The organism is Corynebacterium sp. HMSC063G05, assembly GCF_001810555.1.
Lineage (GTDB): Bacteria > Actinomycetota > Actinomycetes > Mycobacteriales > Mycobacteriaceae > Corynebacterium > Corynebacterium jeikeium_D.
The window spans coordinates 68,472-89,306 of sequence record NZ_KV801861.1 but is presented as its reverse complement, the minus strand read 5'-3'; the positions used below and the strand labels follow the sequence as shown (position 1 = coordinate 89,306).

General features: G+C 58.6%; 18 protein-coding genes. 11 read left to right on the top strand and 7 right to left on the bottom strand.

Translation table 11 applies throughout. The features are described from left to right. Nucleotide 1 precedes the first annotated feature (1 nt). Together HMPREF2751_RS08460 and HMPREF2751_RS08455 are read right to left on the bottom strand one after the other, a co-directional pair. Nucleotides 2–853 (bottom strand): SDR family NAD(P)-dependent oxidoreductase, encoded by an 852-nt coding sequence (locus HMPREF2751_RS08460; protein WP_070595871.1) that lies wholly within the window; start codon nucleotides 851–853, stop codon nucleotides 2–4. Beyond that, nucleotides 850–2,067 (bottom strand): saccharopine dehydrogenase family protein, encoded by a 1,218-nt coding sequence (locus HMPREF2751_RS08455; RefSeq protein WP_070595870.1) that lies wholly within the window; start codon nucleotides 2,065–2,067, stop codon nucleotides 850–852. The genes HMPREF2751_RS08460 and HMPREF2751_RS08455 overlap by 4 nt, the downstream gene beginning before the upstream one ends. A gap of 106 nt (nucleotides 2,068–2,173) precedes the next feature. Between HMPREF2751_RS08455 and HMPREF2751_RS08450 the strand changes: the two genes are divergently transcribed. Further along, nucleotides 2,174–3,382, top strand: coding sequence for an MFS transporter (locus HMPREF2751_RS08450; RefSeq protein ID WP_070595869.1), 1,209 nt, complete (start codon nucleotides 2,174–2,176; stop codon nucleotides 3,380–3,382). Nucleotides 3,383–3,582: 200 nt separating this feature from the next. After that, nucleotides 3,583–4,797 carry a Fic family protein gene (locus tag HMPREF2751_RS08445; RefSeq protein WP_065421712.1) on the top strand — a complete coding sequence of 405 codons (1,215 nt, stop codon included), beginning with the start codon at nucleotides 3,583–3,585 and terminating at the stop codon, nucleotides 4,795–4,797. A gap of 14 nt (nucleotides 4,798–4,811) precedes the next feature. Here the strand turns inward: HMPREF2751_RS08445 and HMPREF2751_RS08440 are convergent, their stop codons facing one another. Both HMPREF2751_RS08440 and HMPREF2751_RS08435 read right to left on the bottom strand, forming a co-directional pair. Beyond that, nucleotides 4,812–5,198, bottom strand: a complete 387-nt coding sequence (locus HMPREF2751_RS08440; RefSeq protein WP_049172555.1) for a Rieske (2Fe-2S) protein — start codon at nucleotides 5,196–5,198, stop codon at nucleotides 4,812–4,814. Nucleotides 5,199–5,228: 30 nt separating this feature from the next. Further along, nucleotides 5,229–5,951 carry a YggS family pyridoxal phosphate-dependent enzyme gene (locus HMPREF2751_RS08435; RefSeq protein WP_070595868.1) on the bottom strand — a complete coding sequence of 241 codons (723 nt, stop codon included), beginning with the start codon at nucleotides 5,949–5,951 and terminating at the stop codon, nucleotides 5,229–5,231. A 58-nt stretch (nucleotides 5,952–6,009) separates the two neighbouring features. Between HMPREF2751_RS08435 and HMPREF2751_RS08430 the strand changes: the two genes are divergently transcribed. The 3 genes from HMPREF2751_RS08430 (at nucleotide 6,010) to HMPREF2751_RS08420 (ending at nucleotide 9,580) form a co-directional block, all read left to right on the top strand. Continuing rightward, complete coding sequence (locus HMPREF2751_RS08430; protein WP_168164782.1) at nucleotides 6,010–7,200, top strand: glycosyltransferase 87 family protein; 1,191 nt, start codon at nucleotides 6,010–6,012, stop codon at nucleotides 7,198–7,200. Between the two features lie 32 nt (nucleotides 7,201–7,232). Further along, nucleotides 7,233–8,258 (top strand): acyltransferase family protein, encoded by a 1,026-nt coding sequence (locus tag HMPREF2751_RS08425; protein ID WP_070595866.1) that lies wholly within the window; start codon nucleotides 7,233–7,235, stop codon nucleotides 8,256–8,258. A 182-nt stretch (nucleotides 8,259–8,440) separates the two neighbouring features. Further along, the gene (locus tag HMPREF2751_RS08420; protein ID WP_168164781.1) at nucleotides 8,441–9,580 is read left to right on the top strand and encodes a glycosyltransferase family 87 protein; all 1,140 of its coding nucleotides are present in this window, start codon (nucleotides 8,441–8,443) and stop codon (nucleotides 9,578–9,580) included. A gap of 51 nt (nucleotides 9,581–9,631) precedes the next feature. Here HMPREF2751_RS08420 and HMPREF2751_RS08415 read toward each other — a convergent pair whose 3' ends face one another. Beyond that, on the bottom strand, nucleotides 9,632–12,049 hold the full coding sequence (locus HMPREF2751_RS08415) for an ATP-dependent RNA helicase (RefSeq protein ID WP_070595864.1): 2,418 nt from the start codon (nucleotides 12,047–12,049) through the stop codon (nucleotides 9,632–9,634). A 43-nt stretch (nucleotides 12,050–12,092) separates the two neighbouring features. On the opposite strand from HMPREF2751_RS08415, the gene HMPREF2751_RS08410 reads away from it, so the two are divergent. The 4 genes from HMPREF2751_RS08410 to HMPREF2751_RS08395 all read left to right on the top strand — a co-directional run bounded on the left by HMPREF2751_RS08410 (nucleotide 12,093) and on the right by HMPREF2751_RS08395 (nucleotide 15,222). Continuing rightward, the gene (locus HMPREF2751_RS08410) at nucleotides 12,093–12,986 is read left to right on the top strand and encodes a cation diffusion facilitator family transporter (protein WP_070595863.1); all 894 of its coding nucleotides are present in this window, start codon (nucleotides 12,093–12,095) and stop codon (nucleotides 12,984–12,986) included. Nucleotides 12,987–13,095: 109 nt separating this feature from the next. Then, nucleotides 13,096–14,043, top strand: a complete 948-nt coding sequence (locus HMPREF2751_RS08405; RefSeq protein ID WP_069359342.1) for an alpha/beta hydrolase family protein — start codon at nucleotides 13,096–13,098, stop codon at nucleotides 14,041–14,043. A 12-nt stretch (nucleotides 14,044–14,055) separates the two neighbouring features. Next, nucleotides 14,056–14,556 (top strand): methylated-DNA--[protein]-cysteine S-methyltransferase, encoded by a 501-nt coding sequence (locus HMPREF2751_RS08400; protein ID WP_049172545.1) that lies wholly within the window; start codon nucleotides 14,056–14,058, stop codon nucleotides 14,554–14,556. 3 nt (nucleotides 14,557–14,559) lie between these two features. Next, the gene (locus HMPREF2751_RS08395; protein ID WP_070595862.1) at nucleotides 14,560–15,222 is read left to right on the top strand and encodes a nitroreductase family protein; all 663 of its coding nucleotides are present in this window, start codon (nucleotides 14,560–14,562) and stop codon (nucleotides 15,220–15,222) included. 11 nt (nucleotides 15,223–15,233) lie between these two features. Here the strand turns inward: HMPREF2751_RS08395 and HMPREF2751_RS08390 are convergent, their stop codons facing one another. Then, nucleotides 15,234–17,294: an oxidoreductase gene (locus HMPREF2751_RS08390; RefSeq protein WP_070595861.1), complete on the bottom strand. Its 2,061-nt coding sequence runs from the start codon at nucleotides 17,292–17,294 to the stop codon at nucleotides 15,234–15,236. Nucleotides 17,295–17,477: 183 nt separating this feature from the next. Here HMPREF2751_RS08390 and HMPREF2751_RS08385 point away from each other — a divergent pair, with 183 nt between their 5' ends. Both HMPREF2751_RS08385 and HMPREF2751_RS08380 read left to right on the top strand, forming a co-directional pair. Next, nucleotides 17,478–18,239, top strand: a complete 762-nt coding sequence (locus HMPREF2751_RS08385; RefSeq protein WP_049172538.1) for an SDR family oxidoreductase — start codon at nucleotides 17,478–17,480, stop codon at nucleotides 18,237–18,239. A gap of 24 nt (nucleotides 18,240–18,263) precedes the next feature. Beyond that, entirely contained in the window at nucleotides 18,264–18,995 is a 732-nt protein-coding gene (locus HMPREF2751_RS08380; protein ID WP_049193379.1) for an SDR family oxidoreductase, read from the top strand. Between the two features lie 82 nt (nucleotides 18,996–19,077). Here the strand turns inward: HMPREF2751_RS08380 and HMPREF2751_RS08375 are convergent, their stop codons facing one another. After that, on the bottom strand, nucleotides 19,078–20,775 hold the full coding sequence (locus HMPREF2751_RS08375; protein ID WP_016421788.1) for an AMP-binding protein: 1,698 nt from the start codon (nucleotides 20,773–20,775) through the stop codon (nucleotides 19,078–19,080). Between the last annotated feature and the right edge of the window lie 60 nt (nucleotides 20,776–20,835).

Here is a 20,835-nt window from a genome sequence, read left to right as displayed (position 1 = left end):
CTCACCGCAGCCCGTGCACCCGGCGCATGATGGTCAACATCGCTTGCGTCGGGATTCGCCGCATGAAGGGCACTGCCACGCGTGCCGACGACCCCCGCGCCACCAGGGCCAAAGGTCGCTCGGCAGCCACTTCGCGCATAACCACTTCAGCAATCTCAGAAGCGGGAATGCCGCCTTTCTCATTGGCGTTCAACTTCGTCAGCATGCGGTGGACATCAGCAGCGTAAACGGAACCGTCATCGCCATACGTCGTCCGACGTGTAGAAATCCCCGTGTTGATGGCACCCGGTTCGACAACCGTCACCCCAATACCGAACTGCGCGACTTCACCGCGCAACGAAAGCCCAAAGCCGCGGATAGCGGCCTTCGTCGCCACATAGGAAGAACGGTAGGACAGCGGCAACCCGCCGAGCATCGAACCAACCAGCACAATTCGGCCACGACCGGCCTCGCGCATGCCGGGCAGCAGCTGCTGTAACAGCTCCACCTGCCCCAGAACATTGACTTGGAAGAGACGCTCAAGCGCCTCGCGGGGTAGCTCCTCGAAAGCGCCCGACTGGCTCTCACCGGCGTTGGCGACGACGACGTCGTAAGGCCCGTGGGCGACCACAGCAGCGATGTCGTCGGCGCTGGACATGTCGAGCGCCACCATCTGCACGCCCTCGGGGTGCGGCGCCTCCGCGCCCCTGCGGGACGTACCAACGACCTCGAAACCGGCCTCGACCAGTGCCTCCGCGCATGCCCAGCCGATGCCGGAGGAAGCGCCGGTCACTAACGCACGGCCGCCACCTACACTCGGCAGTTTCGGTCCGCGGGTGAGATTCGCAAAAGCACCGGTCAGGCCACCAATCATCGAGCCTGCACCGCCTCAATGGTCATGCCGCCCGCGCGGAGACGGCGGGATAGGGCGTCGCCAAGCGCGACAGTGGGAGTGAGCACGCCGGTAGCGTCCGGCAGATCGTCGTGGACGAGCGCGAGGGCGGCGCTGGAAATCATGATCGCGGTGCCTGCGTACCCCGGGTCTTCCTCGAGCGACACCTTGGAACGCCAGTGAATACCGGAAGTATCGACGGTGTAGGCCTCGATGGTGAAGCGTCCCTCGGCCTGTTCTTCAGCGCTCGGGCCCTCACCCGGCTTCGGCAGCTTCTTATCAATGAGCTTGGCCGTCGGCCCGAACGCCATCGCCGCCAGTGCCAACCTGCAGACAGCCGCAAAAATATTTGCGCGGACGAAAGCCCTCGGACCACGGCCGACATTGAGTAGCTCGCGGTAGCGGAAGGAATCACCGTAATCCGCCAGCATCGCCGAGCGCTGAACAATGCGGGTGTTGAACGGCGACATGAAGAAGGGTGCTCGCCAATGGCGGCGGAAGCGCGCCGGGCGCAGGTCGACGCCGAACTTACCCTGGTCGGGACCCGGCTCAGCCAGGGCGTACTGATCGGCGATGATGCGACGCAGCTTGGGGTCCTTCTTGGCCTGTGCAAGCTGGACGCGGACCGAATCGATAGTGCCGCCGGAGACCCCGCCCTTGACGTGCTTGAACAACAGGGTTGTCTCACCGAGCTTGGTGTGGGCCGCCTCGTGGAGCTCGCGGACAGCGACGTCGGAAGGAATCGAGTCGAAGCCGCAGGAGTGGACAATCTTCGCTCCGGTCTGCTGCGCCACCTCGTGGTTATTCGCAATGGAGTCGTGGACGAACAGCACCTCGCCACACAGGTCGACGTAGTGAGTACCGGCCTTGGCGCACTCGGCCACCAGAGTGCGGCCGTACTTCGCGTACGGTCCCACAACGGTCAGCACCACCTTTGTGCTGGCCGCAAGCTGAGCCACCGCTTGCTGGTCGGCGGCATCCGCAACAATGACCGGCCAGTCCGATACGCCTGCGTTCTCCGCGACGTCGGCAAGCTTCTGGGCGTTCCTGCCTGCGAGCGCCACCTTCGTCTGACCGGCGTGTTTAGCCAGATAGTCCACAATCAAGCGGCCCACGAAACCCGTGGCACCGTAGACGACGATGTCGTACTCGCGGTCGTGATTGCGACTCTGTGGCTGTGCGGAAGAAGTAGTCATGCCTACGAAACTAATAAAACGAAAGCGATACCGCGGGCGAATTAAAAAGGTTTTCTGAATCCGGGTACTCAGCGAGAGGTTTGGAGGGAGGGCTAACGTAGGACAAGTGACTAGCGCTAACGAAAACCCCGAACAGATCGAAGGACTACGGCCAGAAGATCCCGGATTCCGTCGCGCGCTTATTGCTGTGCTTTTCGCTGGCCTGGCATCGTTCCAAGCGCTCTACGCAACGCAGGCGCTACTGCCCACGCTTTCCGACGAGCTATCGGTCGACCCCGCCACCGCCGCGCTGACGGTATCCGCCACCACCGGTGGCTTGGCCTGTGCGATTATCCCGGTGTCCATTTTGTCGGAGCGCTTTGGGCGCAGGCGCGTCATCGTCATCAGCGCATTTGTGGCAACGCTACTGGGGCTCGTGGTGTCAATTGCGCCGGGCATCGGTTCGATGATTGCGCTGCGCCTGTTGCAGGGCATTGTCATTGCCGGTGTGCCCGCAGTGGCTATGGCGTATGTCAGTGAGGAAGTCCACGCCGACCATGTCAGTCGCGTGATGGGGCTGTATATCTCGGGCACGACGGTCGGTGGCCTGCTCGGCCGTATTATTCCGTCCATTGTGCTGGAGTTCGCCTCCTGGCGGGTGGCGATTGCGGTCTCGGCGACGGTGGCGTTTGTTTTCGCCATTCTGACCTGGTACTTCCTGCCGCAACAGCGTAGGTTCCAGCCGAAGCAGCTGTCGTTTGCAGGGGAGGGGCAGGCCATAGCGCGGCACTTGCGCGACCCGCGCATTCTCGCGCTGTGCGCCCTGGCGTTCCTGTTTATGGGGTCGTTTGTCTCTCTGTACAACTACCTGGGCTTCCGACTGGGCGATAAGTTCGGGCTCTCCCCGGCACTGGCAGGGTTCGTATTTATTCTCTACCTGTCGGGCACGTGGTCGTCGGCACGCGCGGGCGTGTGGGCGAAGACGGTGAGCCGCCGTCGCCTCATCGCCATTGCGACTCTGGCCGCGTGCGTGGGCCTGGGGCTGGCGCTGCTGCCGTGGCTGCCCGCATTGGTTGTGGGCGTACTTGTATTCACGGCATCGTTCTTCGTGGCGCACTCACTGTCCTCGTCCGGCGTGGGGCTGGTGGCGCAGCGCGACCGCGCCGAGGCGTCATCGATGTACCTGTTCAGCTACTACGCGGGCTCATCGATTGTCGGTTGGGTCTCCGGCATGGTGTTCAGCCACTTCGAGTGGGCAGGGCTGATTCCGTGGCTGGTGGCGCTGTCCTTCATCGCTGGTGCGTGTGCTGTGGCGGGGTTGAAGCCGCGGCGGTAAGGGTAACGCGGTAGGGGGAGAATCGCCAGCAAGGTACATTTAGACACCAAGAAACGAACCCTTAATGTAAAAAACGGTGATTTTTTACATTAAGGGTTCGTTTTTAGGGCACTATATGTAGAAAGCATCATGTAAAAAGCATTGGAAACAGAAGGGGGAGACTCGCCGTGAAGCACTATCCGCTTAAGAGGATCTTCCACATGTCTGCACACGATGCGGAACAGGCAGTGGAGAGCGAGTACCAGTCACGCAAAGACTCCCCGTCGACGATTCAGTGGCACTTTCCGCTGGGGCAGTGGCCACTCTTTTGCTGCATTACAAGCGATCTCGCAGCCAAGGTTGAAAAGATTCTGTCTCTAGAGCTGCAGATTTCACAGTTGTGGAATCGTCTGCCGGGTGCAGCGCGGACTCACTATCTCTTCAATCTGCTCCTGGCCGAGGTGGTAGCCACCAATGAGATTGAGGGAATCCACTCCACACGGCGAGAAGTCGCCGAGGCGTTGGACAACACTTCGGGAACCCAGCACAAGCGCTTTCATGAGTTCAGTCAGCTCTATTTCCGGCTGGCAAACGATGAGCGGATTGAGTTTCCGACAACGCTCACAGGGATCCGGCAGCAGTACGATCAACTTCTCGGCGATGAAATTGGCGCCGAGGACGAGTTAGACGGTGAACTCTTTAGAGCATCAACGGTCACAATTACCGATGGGCAGCGACAGATTCATCGCGGTGTTGAAAGTGAAGCTGCCATTCACCAACTTCTCAATGAGTTCCTGGAAACGGTGAATTCCTCAGAGGACAATCGGCTTATTCGAATCCTGGCAAGCCATTTCATGTTCGAGTTCGTTCACCCGTTTTATGACGGCAATGGTCGGATGGGGCGTTTTCTGCTGTCAGTGGCTTTGCGGGAGACACTCTCACCTGCCACAGCGCTGACTATTTCTCGCCAACTCGCTGAGGATAAAGCGAAGTATTACAAGGCTTTTACCACTACGGAAGACCCAATGAACCGGGGCGAAGTCACGTTCTTCGTCGAGGTGATGGCTGATGTCATTCTGAATGCTCAGCAGTATTTGCTGGAAGAGCTGCAGATGAAGTCCCACCAGTGCGAGAAGCTTGAACAGCGGGTAGCTGAGCTAACCAACTCGCCCGAGCAGGCACTATCCGTGTCGCTGACAGACAACGAGATCGGGACGCTGTTTGTCCTGGCACAGGCTCGGTTGTTCGGACCTGATTATGGAATCAAGCTCGAACACGTCGCCGACACCATCGGCAAGGAGAAGCGGACAGCGCGAAAGTATCTCGCCGAGTTAGAGGCTCAAGGACTGGCAACGCCGACGAGCCGCCGTCCGCTGCGATTCCAGCTGGCGCCGGCTGGCGTAGATCTTCTAGGCCTTGAACCCACCGACCACTAATCTGCTTCCGGAACCTACTTCTGGCCCACAATCAGCTCAGTGCCTTCGGCTGAAAGCGATGCCTGACCAGCGGGCTTACGCGAGGGGCCAGAAACAACCTCACCAGTAGCAATATCAAAGTGGGAGTTGTGGTTCGGGCAAATCATCACACCATTGCTGACCTCAGTGATACGACCATTCTGGTGCGGGCAGGAGCTGGAGAAAGCGGCGAACTTGCCTTCCTCCGGCTGCGTGACGACGTAATTGCCGATCACCACACCGCCGCCAACCGGAATGTCGGCAGCGTCAACCTTCTCCACCGCAGACTTTGGTGCACAAGCGGCTACGAGTGCGCCAGCTGCAGTGGCGGCAGTTCCCAGGAGGAAACGACGACGGGAGCACGGGGAGACATCAGAACTCATGGCACTGAGATTACCTTCATTTGATTACCTTTATTTCTGATAGGAGCGCTCACCGAAGATGGCGCGTCCCACACGCACGGTAGTCGCCCCCTCGGCGATGGCTTCGCGGTAGTCGCCGGACATACCCATTGACAGTTCGTCGAGGCTGACACCCTCCGGCAAATCCCCGAGCAGACTGTCCCGCAGCTCCCGCAGTTCCGCGAAGGTCTCGCGCACATTCGGATCATTCTGGGCCGCGATGGTCATAAACCCGCGTAGACGCAGGTTCGGGTATTCGCCATCGGGTCCAAACATGCGGACAAACTCCGCCGCGTGGCTCGGCGCCAGACCCGACTTCTGCGGCTCGCGGGAGGCGTTGACCTGAATCAGCACATCGAGCGTGCGCTCGGAATCGGCCAAGCGACGCTGCAGCGCCCCGGCCACCTTCGGGCGGTCCAGAGCCTGAAACTCATCGGCACAACTGACCAAGTGGCCGGCCTTATTCGTCTGCAGTGGACCAATGATGGCCATATGCGGTGCCTTGTCGCCGAAGGCCTCCCGGAATGCCTCCGCCTTGGCCACCGCTTCTTGGACGCGGTTTTCCGCCAGGCCAGCGCAGCCGGCTGCTGCGAGCTCCGGCCAGGATTCCACCAGGGCGTCGACAGGCACAGTCTTGCTGACGGGCAGCAGGCGGACCTCGGAGGGTTGGCGCCCTGCCCGTCGACAAGCATCGTCGATCTCAGAGCGAACCTTGCGATAATTTTCGGCGAACATACTTCCTAGTCTAAGGCCTGAACTGGGTGCGTAGTGCGGTAGTGTCGGAGACATGCTAATGGACAGACTCTCGACGCTTTCCGCTCTGCAGCGGCGGATTTTAGCAACTGTATTTTGTTTACTCACAGCTGTAGTGTCGGCTACCTCACTTTATGATGCTGCGACGGAATATCTTATGGATCTCGAGGTATTTCAAGACGCAGGTTGGGCGATCCGTCGAGGGGACGACTTGTATTCGGATGAGTTTCCTACGCGATCAGGGTTTCGATTCATATATCCGCCATTCGCTGCATTAATCTTTTTCTTTCTAACATGGTTAAAAGCAGTGCCACTCCAAGTGGTTTGGACGGGGATCACAATTGGAGCTGCATGGGCAGTATTGGTGATGGTAAGTGCGAAGCTAAAATTGCCAAGACCAATGCTTATCGCAACCTGCCTTTTAGGCCCGGTATTACTGCTTGCGCCGATTCGAGATAATCTTGGATTTGGACAGATTAACGTAATTTTAGCATTATTAATAGTCGCCGACTTATTCGGATACGTTCCAAAACGGCTTAAAGGAATGGGGATCGGTGTCGCAGCAGGTATTAAAATTACGCCGGCCGCTTATGCATTAGTATTCCTTATGCGAAAAGATTATGCTGGTGTGGTGAAGAGCTGCCTCTGGTTCAGTTTCACGGTAGTGCTAGGGTTCATCGCAAGATTTGAAGAGTCAAAGTATTTTTGGTCAGATGAATTTCTTAAGACAAATAGAGGTGGCAGCTATTCTACCGAAGCGAACCAGGCTCTTAGTGGCCTGATAGCAAGAGCTGGCGTCGATTATGACGTTGTACAGTTAATTGTTCCTATGTTCCTACTTCTGTCGGCTATCCTGGCCGCATTGATAGTCAGGGACTTAGAAAAAACAAGCCAATCAGTACTAAGCGCAGCCGTTGTTGCACTTTTTGTTTGCTTGTCATCGCCGATTTCTGTCAACCACCACTGGTCTATTTTAATGCTGTTTTTGCCGACGGTGCTAGCTCTAAGAGATAAGTCCTTGATTATATCAATAATTGTTCTAATAGGCGCGTTCTACTGGGCGCCATGGATTGTTTTTAAAGATTTACCATCGCAAATAGCAACGAGCCCGGCCTTATGGCTGTATGGAAATATGCAAGGAATAACTGCCCTGATATTGTATGTGTTGATCACAGCCCAGTGGATAACAGAAAGACAGAGAACCAAAAGTAAGAAACAAATATCAAGTTAGTCTCTAGTTGGATATTTCATCAGGAAACTTCTGTGACCAAGCAACGATTACTATGGCCGGATATAGCGAAGGGCATATCTATTTTGGGCGTTGTACAGTATCACGCTGTACTCGCCTCGGAAACGTCCGGGACCTGGAGCGCAAACCTATCTGAAATGATAATGCCCTTAAGAATGGGCATGTTCTTTTTTGTTTCAGGAATATTTGCATATAAAATTAGACGCCAGTCGCTAAAAACCATTCTTGCAAGCCGGATCTATATGTGGGCTGTACCGTATTTTCTTTGGGCGATTTTGACCTGGAGTATCGGCAACTATTTAGGAGTCAAAGTTCTGGCTGAAAATCCTTGGATCGGGATGGTATATCCTGTAAACGGTATGTGGTTTCTGTTTTCATTAACGGTTTGCACTTTTTTTGTGTATTTGACAAAAAGATTACCAACAATCATGGCGCTTCTATTGGCAATGTGCGTGCCATTATTGGTAACTTATTTTAATTGGCATTGGACTTATTTGCGGGTTTTTCAATTTTTGCCAATTTTTGTTGCGGGGATTTATCTCTCCGGGAATATGAAAAAGTTAAATGAAAAGCTAGCAAAAGAAGCTTCAAGAAAAATGAAGTTCACTGCTGGCGCGTTGTCGGCAGCTCTATTCGTAGTATCTTTATCGATCCATAATGGATGGATGTCCGTGCCGGCCATACCAGGCTTTATTCCTGAGCGAGTTGCTAATCAAGCATGGAGATTGCTCGTTTATTTTTTCGCGTTACCTTTCGGTACTATTTTGGCAATTATTATTTCAAAGGATCGTATCCTCTCTAAAATTCTATCTTGGTATGGTCGCCATACTTTACCGATTTATATAACTAACGAAATGTTAGTCTGGATTGGGGCTATCCTTTTTAGGAAGCTGGGCGTGCTCAAGTGGGGAAGCGACGATCTGTATATATCGCTAATATTTGTCCTAGCGATACTTGGCGGACACGTGGCTATTTACCTTAGTGAAAGAAAATACATCGGCTGGATATTTATACCGCCGAAGCTTCCGGTTGGAAATTAATATTAGTCGTGCAGCCCATTACTGCTGACGTTTTTCGCTATTATCATATTTAATTAGTTCTGCATATTTTGGATGGAAAGTGTATGATAAAAATTAATCTAAATGCGGCTCGCGACCGATATGCTGAGTATAGATCTGTAATCTGTACGGTACTTGCAATTGCGACTGTATGTCTTCTTGTTGTGCGCACTATTGAGGCGATGTGTAGTGGTGGAACGGATTTCAGTCCAATATGGCGGGCCGTTGAATCATTTTCCCGTTCAGAGCCGGTTTATGATGAGAATTATCAGGGAAGCTTTCCACATTATTTGTATTCTCCCGGTGCGACTTTACTCGTCGCCCCATTTTCTATTTTTGGCACGGAGGAGTTAGCTCGCAATGCTGCCGTCATTTTAGGCTTCGCCGCTTTTATTTTAGCCGTTTCTATCTTTGCTGCCATCTTGGTAGACCATCATAGGACAGAGGTCGCCCTGCTGTCTTTGTTTCTGAGCTTAATTCCTTACGAGCCACTCAATTCAACGCTACAGTTGACGAATATTAACGCGTTTCTTGCTTTAGTACTCGCAGTGTTTGTCGTCGGTCTTGTAAAGCCGGGACTCACTAAATGTGCGTCCGATAAATTGTCCCAACCCTATTTGAAATCGATGAAATTCAGATACTCATTGGCTGGTGGGGTAGCATTTGGCTTTTTAGTGACTTTTAAGCCACAATTTGGTGTGCTCGGGGTGTTAGCTTTAATTCAGCTGGATTTTGCGCTTTTGTTTGTCGCGATTCTTTTTTTCGTGTTGTTTTTCGCCGCCGGTTACTCATTAATTTCGGAGCCGCGACAGTATTTTGAGAATTTAATTCCGTATCTTAGGGAGCCGCGTGCCGCTGCCAATGGTTCCGTTGGAGGTTTAGCGCACGTTCACAATTGGAGTCAAAGTACGGTTATATATATCTGTATAGTTCTTGTGGCTTTATGCGTTGTTTCGCTGATACTGATAGACCAGCTAAGAACTTGTAGCCCGGAGGTTTGGGCCGTGTCGGGAGTGGCCGTGCTCCTTAGCACTGGGTTTCTGTGCTCAGGTTTGCTTCAGCATTATTATTCCATCTGGCTTATTCCCTTCGCGATGAGTATTTTTAGCCTTCGATCGCCAATGCACTATTGGCTTAACTGGTTGTGCATAATTGGCTGCACTGCGGCGCCGCCGCTGCTACTTGGCTTTCTTTTTCGCGCAGATACGCAGCTAGCTGTCTCAGCCTGTTGGTCACTAATTCCGGTCGGGATTATTTTATGGAAGTTGTCCCCGATGATGTATTTAATTTATGAATCGAAGTAGGATGGATTTTTTGCGGAGGGTGCTCAACTTCTAGCTCGTTACGGCGAACGCTTAACGACGGCGCTTCGTTCTCGCAGTAGCCTGCTCCTCCCACGGGTTCTCCGGCCACGGGTGCTTGGGGTAACGGCCCCGCATCTCGGAGCGAACCTGTGCGTAGGCGCCATTCCAGAAACTTTCCAAGTCTCCAGTGACCGCGAGTGGTCGCTGAGCCGGTGACAGCAAATGCATTGTCACCGGCTTTTCCAATACCTGCGGGGTCTCCGCCAGGCCAAAGCACTCCTGCAACTTCACAGCCAGGACAATCTGCGCCTCTTCGTCGGTGGGGTCCTCCGGGTACTCCAGGCGAATCTTCGAACCGGATGGGACCTCCAGGCGTTCGGGCACCAGCCGGTCGAAGTCCGAGGCCTCCGGCCAGGGCAGCAGGCGGCGGAGGTGCTCGGCATCTAGCTTGGGTGGGGTCGGACGGTCCAGCTCACCAGCGAAGAGAAGCTCTGTCTGGGCCGCGAGCCCTGCGGGGGAGACATCCGGCCACGGAGCACCGCGATGAGCGTGGAGAAAGGCCATGCGGCGGCGGAGCTGTTCGGTGTCGCGGTCGAAGTTGGGGGAGGCGTCGGTAAGCGCGGTGGCAAGCCAAGCGGAGTTGGCGGCGATGCACTGCTCGGGCGTCGGGGAGACCTGGCGGGAGGACAGTTCGATGGCACCGAGCAGGTCGCGCGCGCGGGCGCGAACGCGGCCCTGTTCGACGCGCGCCGTGGTCTCCGTGCGGGCAAGATGACCGGCGGCGAGCATGGCGATTTCCAGGTCAATTGCCTCGCCGTCGCGAATCAGCGCGCGCCCATGGGAGAGCCGCGAGATGTCGGCGGCTGCGATCCATTCGTGGCCGCGCAGGTCAGAACCACGGGTGAGTTCCGCAGCGGTGCCGCCGGTGAAGAGGTATTCGTCGGAGTTCGCACTGCGGCGTCGCCCGATGAAATCCGGCCACGCCAGGGCCGTGACCAGAGCGGGGATTTCCGAGGGCAGCAGGTTGGCGGGGGCCGCAGTATCCAGCTCAATGCGGCGAACCTGCTTGGCCAGACCATGGGCATCGGTGAGTTTCTCCACCGCGCGTGCGACCGCGTCGGCGTGCTGCGGCATCATGGCCGTGGCGGTCAGCAGCGCGCGTCCCATGCGCGGATGCACCGGCAGGGTAGCCAGGGTGCGGCCGAGTTCCGTGATGTCACCGGCCTCATCAACAGCGCCCAGACCAGCCAGAATGCGGTTTGCGACCTCCGCGTGGTGGGGTGGTGGGGCGTCGAGAAGCTTCAGTCCCTGCATCCCCGGCGTGCCCCACGCGGCGGCGTCGAGGAGCGCCTGGGTCAGGTCGGCGACCTCGATTTCCGGCGCGGGCCAGGCGGGAAAGGACGCGAATTCCGACTGGGAGACGCAGCGCACCACGATGCCTGGGCCTTCACGTCCCGCTCGGCCTGCGCGCTGGTTCGCCGAGGACTGTGCACACGAGCTGGTGACCAGGCCGGAGAAGCCACGCGCAATGTCGAGTCGCGGTCCGCGCGCGAGGCAGGCGTCGACAACGGCGCGCACGCCCGGCACAGTCACGGATGATTCCGCAATCGCGGTGGACACAATTACGCGTCTACCATCCGCTTGCCGACGGAACACGCGGTCCTGCTCCTCGGAGCTCTGCTGGCCGTGCAGCGTCAGCACCGCCACCTCCGAGGAGTCCGCGATATAACCGGCGCAGCGTTCCACCTCGCGGATGCCGGGGAGGAAAACCAGCACATCACCGGCGGCTTCTTCCGCGAGTGTGCTGGCCTGTGCAGCAACGTGCTGCAGGAAGTCGTCGGTCACACCGCGTGCATCCAGCCGCTGCGGAAAGGGCGCGTAGCGGATGTCCAGCGGGAAGATCTCTGCCTCCGCCGCCACAATGGGGGCCGGGGTGGAGCCGCCGAGCAAGGCCGCGAACTTCGGTGCGTCCACCGTTGCCGACATAGCGACAAGGCGCAGGTCATCGCGGATATCCCGCAGGTCGCGCACCATTGCCAACGCCAGGTCGGTGTCCAAGCCGCGTTCATGCACCTCATCGATGAGCACCGCGCTGGCATCCACATCGCCGTCGCGCAGCAGTCGGCGCAGCAGCACACCGGGAGTGACAAACTCCACGCGGGTGGCGCGGGAAACTTTTGCGTCGCCACGCACCGAGTAGCCAACTTCCTCACCGAGCTTGGTGCCCGACAACTGCGCCAACCGCCGCGCCGCCGAGCGCACCGCCACGCGCCGGGGAGCCGTGACCACAATGCGGCCGCCCAGGGTGTTGGCCACCGCCGGTGGAACCAAAGTGGTCTTGCCGGTACCCGGTGGGGCCTGGACTACTACGTCGTGGTCGCGCACGGCGTCGGCAAGCGAGGCGAGTTGCGACGCGAACGGCAGGCCTGCAGAAATGTTCTGCAAATTGAACTGGAAATCGGTGCTCATAGAACTGGTAGTAACTCCGGAAAGGCGGGTAAAGTGCCCGCATATGCAGGACTTATCTCGTTTTGGTTGGCTTTCAGTGGGGGCGGCGGTCGTCACCATCGCGCTGAAGTTTTGGGGCTACACTCTGACCGGATCGGTGGGCCTGCTTTCCGACGCGACGGAGTCGATTGTCAATCTGGTTGCGGCAGTTGTCGCAATTATCGTGCTCAAGGTTATCGCGCGGCCCGCAGACCGCGACCATGAGTTCGGCCATTCCAAGGCAGAGTACTTCTCGGCCGGGCTGGAAGGTGCCATGATCTTCGTGGCGGCGGCGGCCATTATTTATGTCTCCATCGAGCGGTTGGTGAACCCGCAGCCGATTGAGCAGATTGGCCTGGGCCTCATCGTGACCGTGATTGCCTCGGTGATCAACGGTGCGGTGGCGCTGGTTCTGCTTAAGGCCGGGCGCCAGCACAACTCCCTGGCGCTGACCGCCGACGGCAAGCATCTTATGACCGATGTGTGGACCTCCGCCGGCGTTCTGGCGGGTGTGGCTCTGGTGTGGGCTACCGGCCTGTGGTGGCTCGACCCGATTATCGCGCTGGCCGTGGCCGTAAACATCCTGGTCACCGGCTACAAGCTGCTGCGCGATTCCGGTAACGGCCTGATGGACAAGGCCATGGAGGGCGACGACCGCGTGGCGGTGGATGAGATTTTGGCCTCGCACCGTGACCGGAGTCGTGGCATCGACGTCCACGAAATCCGCACTCGCGAGTCGGGGCATCAGAAGTTCATTGAGTTCCATGTGCTGGTGCCGGGCGCGTGGAGCGTGGAGCGCGGTCACGATGTGCTTACCGCGATGGAAGATGAGCTGCGGGAGCGTTTCCCAGGTGTGCATATCTCCTCGCATCTGGAGCCAGTTGAGGACGAACGCGCCTATGGGGATGTGCAGTTGTAACGCGTGTGAGGCAAATTCCACGAAAGCGCTGAAAGTGATGAGCCTTACACTTTAAGATTGTGTATACAAAATCATGCACTGTTTAAGTCCACTCGAAGGAACTGCATAAATGACCTCCGAAGCCTCAACCACTTCCACTGGGGATAGCCGTTTTTCCGCGAAGAGCCCGAAGTTGCCGGAGCCGTGCCCTCGGCAGGACATCATTATTCCGGCTAATGACCGCGTCCTGCTGCGCGGAACCATGTTCCGCCCGAAGGAGAACCCAGAGAACATTCCCAACGGCATCATCACCGTTCACTCCGGTACCGGTGTGCCGCAGGGTTTCTACCACCGTTTCGCTGAGACCGTGGCAGAAAAGGGCTACGGCGTTATCACCTATGACTACCGCGGAATTGGCCAGTCCGCTCTGAAGACTGACCAGAACAATGAAGACATCCGGATGTCGGACTGGATCACCAAGGATATTCCGGGTGTGATTGAGTGGGCCAAGGAGACCTACCCGGACGTGCCGCACTTCGCTGTCGGCCACGCGGTTGGTGGTCACGGCATCGTCTACGCCGGCTCCGAGGGCACCTATGACGCAGCGGCGTTGGTCAACTGCCGCGGTATGCGTATTTCCAAGGTGCCGTCCCTGGCGGGCAAGGTCCGCGCATTCTTCATCTTCAATATTCTCGGCCCGATTAGCGGTTTCATTACCGGCCATATTCCGGCGTCGGCGTGGCGTCTGGCTGTTGAGCCGCCGAACGGTGTCATGCGTCAGTGGGCTCGCTGGGCTCGCAAGGAAGGCTACTTCTTCGACGACTCCGAGTTCGACTTCGCTAACCGCTTCTCCAAGGCTCCGCAGCCGTTCCTGTCCATCCGCGTTCCGGATGATTACTGGACTGAGGAGTCCTCGGCAGACCTGATCACCAATGTGATGAGCTCTGCTGAAAAGATTGAAAAGCGCCAGGCTCAGCCGGCTGGCGGCAAGGGCGTGGGCTACGGTGGTTACTTCCGCTCCGGTCACGAGAAGGAGTGGGACGAGCTGCTGGCCTGGTTCCAGGCCAACAAGGGCTAAGTAGGAGGTTTTATGGCGATTTCCCAGGTAGAAACGCCTTTCGGCGTGCTTGGAATCGCCACCTCCGCTCGCGGGGTCGTCGAAGTCAATCTCTTAGGCCCCGTGCTTGACGACGACCCCAGCGCCGCCGACCCCGAAGCGCAAGCGGTGGCGGAACAGGCAGCGCAGCAGTTCCGCGAGTACTTTGCCGGGCAGCGCCGCGAGTTTGCGCTGCCGCTGGACTGCGACATATTCACCCAGGATTCTTTCCGCGCCCGTGCGCTGACCGCACTGCGCGATGTGCCGTATGGCCAGGTTGTGACCTACGGTGAGCTCGCTGAAATGGCCGGCTCACCCCGTGCCGCCAGAGCTGCCGGTTCGGCCTGTGCCACCAATCCGCTGGGCATTCTGATTCCCTGTCACCGCGTGGTGCCCGCCAGTGGGGGAGCGGGGTCTTTCGGATCTTATGCCGGCGGCCGCGAAATGAAGCGCTGGCTGCTCGAACTCGAAGGTTGGCAAACAGTTATTCTTTAATGCATGACTTCGCATTCTCCGCGTGACCAGTTCGCCACCGAATTTGAGAACATCATCCGCAACCGCCGTGCCACGCGCGTCTATGCTGACGAACCGCTTGACGACGCTGACGTGCGCCGCCTCCTGGAGCTATCTCTGGAAGCTCCCAGTGCTTTTAACATTCAGTCTCGGGCTATCGTGCGCATCGAGGACCCTGAGGTGCGCCAGCAGGTAGTGGAAGCTGCCGGTGGTCAGAAGCAGGTTGCCAATGCGCCGCTGCTGCTCGCCTTCATTGGTGAGCCGACCGGCTGGAAGCGCGGTATTCCGCGCCTGGTTGAGGCCAACAAGGCGACTGGCCTGTGGGACGAAGTTGCCGCTGCCGAGCGGGAGGCCTCGATGACCTCCTTCCATGAGGCCCGCGAGGAAAAGGGTCTCTCCCGTGAGTTCGCAATCCGCGACGCTATGATTGCCGCTTCTTTCGCTATGGTCACCGCCAGTGCCTTTGGTTGGGCTAGCTCCCCGATGACGGGCTTCAGCGAGCAGGGGGTCAAGGAAGCTATCGGTGCCGGTGACACCGATGTGGCGGTAGCGCTGTTGCTGGCCATCGGTGTCCCGGGTGAGTTCCCGGCTCACCCGGGCCGTTTCGAGTTCGAGCAGCGCGCCTACACCGACCGCTACGAGGCGTAGCAGCCCTAGCCCTACAGCGCGAGCGCTACCTCGACGGCCTGGCGGATGGCACGCTTTGCGTCCAGCTCAGCGGCCACGTCCGCGCCGCCGATGATGGTGACATTGGAGTTATCGCCGGTGACGCTCTCGCGATCCTTTCCGCCCAGGCAGTCCAGATTGGATACCTGACCAGTACAGACAATCACGTTGTCAACCGCGATGACCTGTGGCTTTTCATCGATGGTGATGTGTAGGCCCTCGTCATCGATACGGTTGTAGGTCACGCCGGTGTACTGCTTGACACCGGCCTTCTTGATCTCCGCACGGTGAACCCAACCAGTGGTCTTGCCCAGGCCCTTACCGATGCGGGAGGTCTTGCGCTGCAGCAGGTGCACCTCGCGCTCAACCTCAAACTCCTCAGCCGCGCCAGAGACCGTGCCCGGCTTGGTCAGACCCGCGCGGAACTCCGCAGGGTCACCGACGCCCCAGGCGTCCTTCCAGGCTTCGATGGTCTGGTTCGGCTTGCGCGTGAGGTATTCACACACGTCCACACCGATACCGCCAGCACCGATGACGGCCACCTTGTTACCGGCCTGCTTTGCACCCGAGAGCAGCTCGTCGTAACGAATGACCTTCTCGTGGTCGATACCGTCAATGCCCGGGATACGCGGGGTGACACCCGTGGCCACAATCACGTGGTCAAACTTGGTCTTGAGCTCGTCGACGTCGGCACGCGTGTTCAGGTGAACCGGAACTTCGAGCACCTCCAGGCGACGGGAGAAGTACTTCAGCGTCTCGCCGTAGTCCTCCTTGCCCGGAATCTGTGCGGCGAGGTTGAACTGGCCACCAATCTGGTCGGCGGCCTCGAAAATCTCCGGGTGGTGACCGCGCTGAGCTGCGGCTTCCGCGAAAGCGAGTCCAGCCACACCAGCACCGATGACGGCGACGCGCTTGGCCTTGTCCTTCGCAACCGGCACGGATACCAGCTCGGTTTCGTAGGCTGCCTTCGGGTTGACCAAACAGGTGGAGCGCTTGGCCGCGAAGGTGTGGTCCAGGCAGGCCTGGTTACAGGCGATACAGGTGTTGATCTGGTCAGCGCGACCGTCGCCTGCCTTGATGGCGAAGTCCGGGTCGGCCAGCAGTGGGCGGGCCATGGAAACCAGGTCCGCATTGCCGTCAGCGAGGATCTTCTCCGCAACCTCGGGGCGGTTGATTCGGTTGGAGGCTGCCACCGGGACGTCGACAAGCGAACGGAGACGACCCGTCAGATCTGTGAATGCGGCGCGCGGCACGGACGTAACGATGGTGGGGACGCGTGCTTCGTGCCAGCCGATACCGGTGTTGAAGACATCGACGCCAGCCTCGACCAGACGCTGCGCGAGTTCAGTGGTCTCGGACCAGGTCTGGCCGTCTTCCACCAGGTCAAGAAGCGAAATGCGGTACTGCAGCAGGAAGTCCTCGCCCACTTCGGCGCGAATGCGGCGGACGATCTCGATGGGCAGGCGCATGCGAGCCTCGGCGCTGCCGCCCCAGTTGTCCGAGCGGTGGTTGGTGCGCTCGGCCAGGAACTGATTGAGCAGGTAACCCTCGGAGCCCATAACCTCGATGCCGTCGTAACCAGCACGTTTCGCGAGCTTCGCGGCGCGGACATAGGCGCCGATAGTGCGCGAGACATCAAAGCCGGTGAGGCGGTGAGCCTTAAACGGGCTAATCGGCGACTGACCGGTATTGGCGGAGCGAGCCAGCGGGCTGTAGCTGTAACGACCGGCGTGCAGCACCTGCAGCACGATGTGGCTGCCGTGGGAGTGCACGAGGTCAGTAACGCGGCGGTGATTGTCCGCCATGCGCTTCGACGCCATCATCGAACCGGCCGGAGTCAGCCAACCCTCGATGTTGGGAGCATAACCGCCGGTGACGATGAGCCCCACGCCACCTTCGGCGCGCCGACCCAGGTAGGCAGCCAGCTTGGGGATATCACGGGTGCGATCTTCCAGGCCGGAGTGCATTGAGCCCATGATGATGCGATTGCGCAGAGTTAGAGGACCGACGTCGAGAGGGGAGAGAAGATGTGGGAAGTGAGGCTGGTCAGACATGCAACCAGTATCGCGGTTTTAGCAGCTGCGTATGAGGTGAATCGGGAAAATTCCTGCACAGTTTTATATACGTTTCACGTGGAACATCAGGTGTAAAGCACGCGCAGTCTTCGGCGCAGGAGGGTGTCGTATGACTACAGTCGGGAATATCAGTAGACGCATGTAGCAAGGAGTTAAGCCCCCATGACCTCTGAAACTTCAACTAATGGCAAGAAAGTAGCTGTAGTTACCGGTGCTTCTTCCGGTATTGGTGCAGCCACTGCCAAGCAGTTCGCAGCTGAAGGTTTCCGCGTCGTGCTGGGAGCCCGCCGCGAGGACAAGCTTGAGGCTGTCGCGGAGGAGATTCGCGCTGCCGGTGGTGAAGCGACGGTCTACAAGGTTGACGTGACCTCTGACGCCGATGTGGCGGCGCTGGCTAAGACCGAACCGCGCGTCGACGTGCTGGTTAACAACGCCGGTGGCGCCTGGGGCATGGAATCGGTTGAAGGCGCTGTCGAGGAAAAGTGGCGCTGGATGTACGAGGTCAACGTGCTGGGCACCCTGCGCGTCACCCGCGCGCTGCTGCCCGCATTGAAGTCCACTAGCGGCATTGTGCTCACCGTCGGCTCGATTGCCGGCCGTCAGGTCTACACCGGCGGCGCCGGTTACAACGCAGCCAAGCACGCTGAGCGCGCGCTGGTGGAAGTCCTGCGTCAAGAGGTTGCTGCCGATGGCGTGCGCGTCACCGAAATCGATCCGGGGCGCGTCCACACCGACTTCTCACTCGTGCGTTTCGACGGCGACGAGACCAAGGCCGCAGCGGTCTACGATGGCGTTGAGTCGCTGACCGCCGATGATGTTGCCGACATCATTGTGTTCGCGGCCACCCGTCCGAAGCGCGTCAACATTGACTTCCTGCAGGTGACCCCCATCGACCAGGTGGGCGGCGCGAAGCCGAAGAAGTAAACCGACTACATAGAGGAGCCGTACATGAGCATCGATATTGCCGCTGACACCAAGATTGCCCTGGTCACGGGTGCAAGCCGTGGTATTGGCCTGGCGGTCGCCAAGGATCTCTCCCGTGACCACCATGTCATTGTGGGCGCTACCAGTGCTGAGTCTGCCGAGAAGGTGGCGTCGCAGTTGCCGTCGGCAAGCGTATTCGTTGCTGACCTGGGTGATGTCGACGCCGTAAACGCGGAAGTGGAAAAGCTGTTGGAGGCGCTCGGTGGGCGCGGGCTGGATGTGCTCGTGCACTCGGCGGGTGTGTACGTCGATGGGGACGTGGCGGAGGTTTCGCGTGCGGACTGGTCGCGGATTATGGACATCAACGTCGTCGCCGTCGCCGACCTGACCCGCCAGCTGCTGCCGGCGCTGCGCAAGGCGGAGGGCACGCTGGTGACCATCAACTCGGGCTCGGGATTCCGCGCTTCAGCTGGTACTTCGCCGTATGCAGCATCGAAGTTCGCGCTGCGGGCGTTCACCGATGCGCTGCGCGAGGAAGAGCGTGGCGCGGTACGAGTCAGCTCCGTGCACCCCGGACGCGTCGATACCGATATGCAGGTTCAGCTGCAGTCGAATTGGCACCGCGATGATGCGGATTGGCGTTACGACGGCACGAAGTTCATGCGGCCTGAATCGATCGCAGCCGCAGTACGTCTGGCCGTTGATACCGGAGCGGACGCCAACGTGGATGAAATCCAGGTGCGCCCGCGCGGATAGCCGCGCAAAAGGTAGCGAAGATACACAAAAAGTGTGCCCACGCGGCGGATAGCCGGTGGGCACACTTTCGTGTACACGCTTCTTACTGAGCGTCCAGGTTCAGGCGCTCGTGCATTGCCTTGACCTCGCGCGGAACAACCTTGCCGATGGCGTTGCGCGGCAGGGAGTCGACGAAGAAGACGCGGTCTGGAGTGGAGTGCTCGGCCAGAGTTTCGCGGACGTACTCGCGCAGCATGTCCTCGGTGAGGTTCTTGCCGGCCTCATTGTCCTCGCGGACAACGTAGAGGAACAGGTCAGCGAAAATCTCGTCGTTTTCGTTGCTGCCGTGGCAGAAGACGTCGGCGATACCCGGCACCGGGCCGAGAATTTCTTCGACCTCGCGTGGGAAGACGTTCTCGCCGCCCTTGATCACCATGTCGTCGGAGCGACCACAGATGTACAGGTAGCCGTCCTGGTCGATACGGCCGAGGTCACCGATCTGGAACAGGCCATCGACGGTGGTGAACTTGTCCTTCTTGTTCAGGTAACCGATGAAGGAGAGCTCCTGAGCGGTGTGGATCATGCCAACCTCACCCGGCTCGACTTCCTTGCCGTCGTCACCCAGGATGCGAACCTTGGCGCCAATTGCCGGGCGACCTGCGGAGTCCGGGCGGGCTGCGAGGTCCGCGCCGGATGCGATGGAGCACAGGCCGGCCTCGGTGGAGCCGTAGAAGTTACAGATAACCGGACCGAAGCGGTGAGTCAGCGCGGAGACGAGCCAGCCCGGGATGGCGTTACCAGAGGAGACAATGAAGCGGAACGGGCCAATCTTGCGGTTCGGCTCCTCATCCAGAACGTCCTTGATCTGGCGCAGGAAGAAGGCCGCGGAAATCATGCCGTTACAGCCGTACTGTTCACACTGGTCAACAGCCTTCTTCGGGTCGAAGACACGCATGGTGACAATGGTGGAGCCGGTAGCCATGCCAATCAGCACATTTGCCCAGCCCCAGGCGTGGAACATGGATGCGGACTGGTGAATGACCATGTTGCGGCGCCACGGAATACGATCGGCGATTGCACCCACAGTTGCCGGTGTCTTCGGCTCATTGCGCAGGACACCCTTCGGGATGCCGGTGGTGCCGGAGGACATGATGATGATGCGTCCCTGCTCCGGCTTCGGATCTAGCTTGGCGTTCGATGTACGACCTTCTTCAATGAGGTCTTCCATGAACACGAAGTTCTTGCCCGCGTTCTTGCGGGTCTCCGGCTTGGTCACGGAGGTAATAACGACGGTGACATCGTCGAGGTCTTCTGGCAGGTTGCCCAGGAACTCGTCATCGACGAACAGGAACTTGGCCTTATTCTGGTCAACGACACCGCGAATCTGAGTCGGGCCGGAGCCGATGTTCATCAGCATAATTTCGGAGCCGATGAATCCCTTGATGGCCATCGGCAGGATGATGCCGCGGCCGTTGCGTGCGATAACGCCGAAGCTGGACTTCTGGGTCATGCCACGGTCCATCAAGGCGCGAGCCAGGGCGTGAGAGTTGTCAAGCAGCTGAGAATAGGTGAGTTCACCGTCATCGTCGACAAGGGCGAGGCGATCCGGGTAGCGCAGCGCACTCATGGAAATCAGGCTGGCGACGGAGAACTTCAGGCGACGCAGGTAATCGAGAATCTTCGGCGCCGTCTTCGGAGTCATGTACAGGGCACCAGTACGCAGGAGTGGTGGAATCGACTGGGCAAAAGCCTTGATTTGGAGCCCAAGTGGTACTTCCGGAGCCTTCATTTCAGCTGCCATGGGTGAGAATCCTCCAAGATGATGGACAAGCGATTAATAGCGCCAAGCGACTCTTTAGTC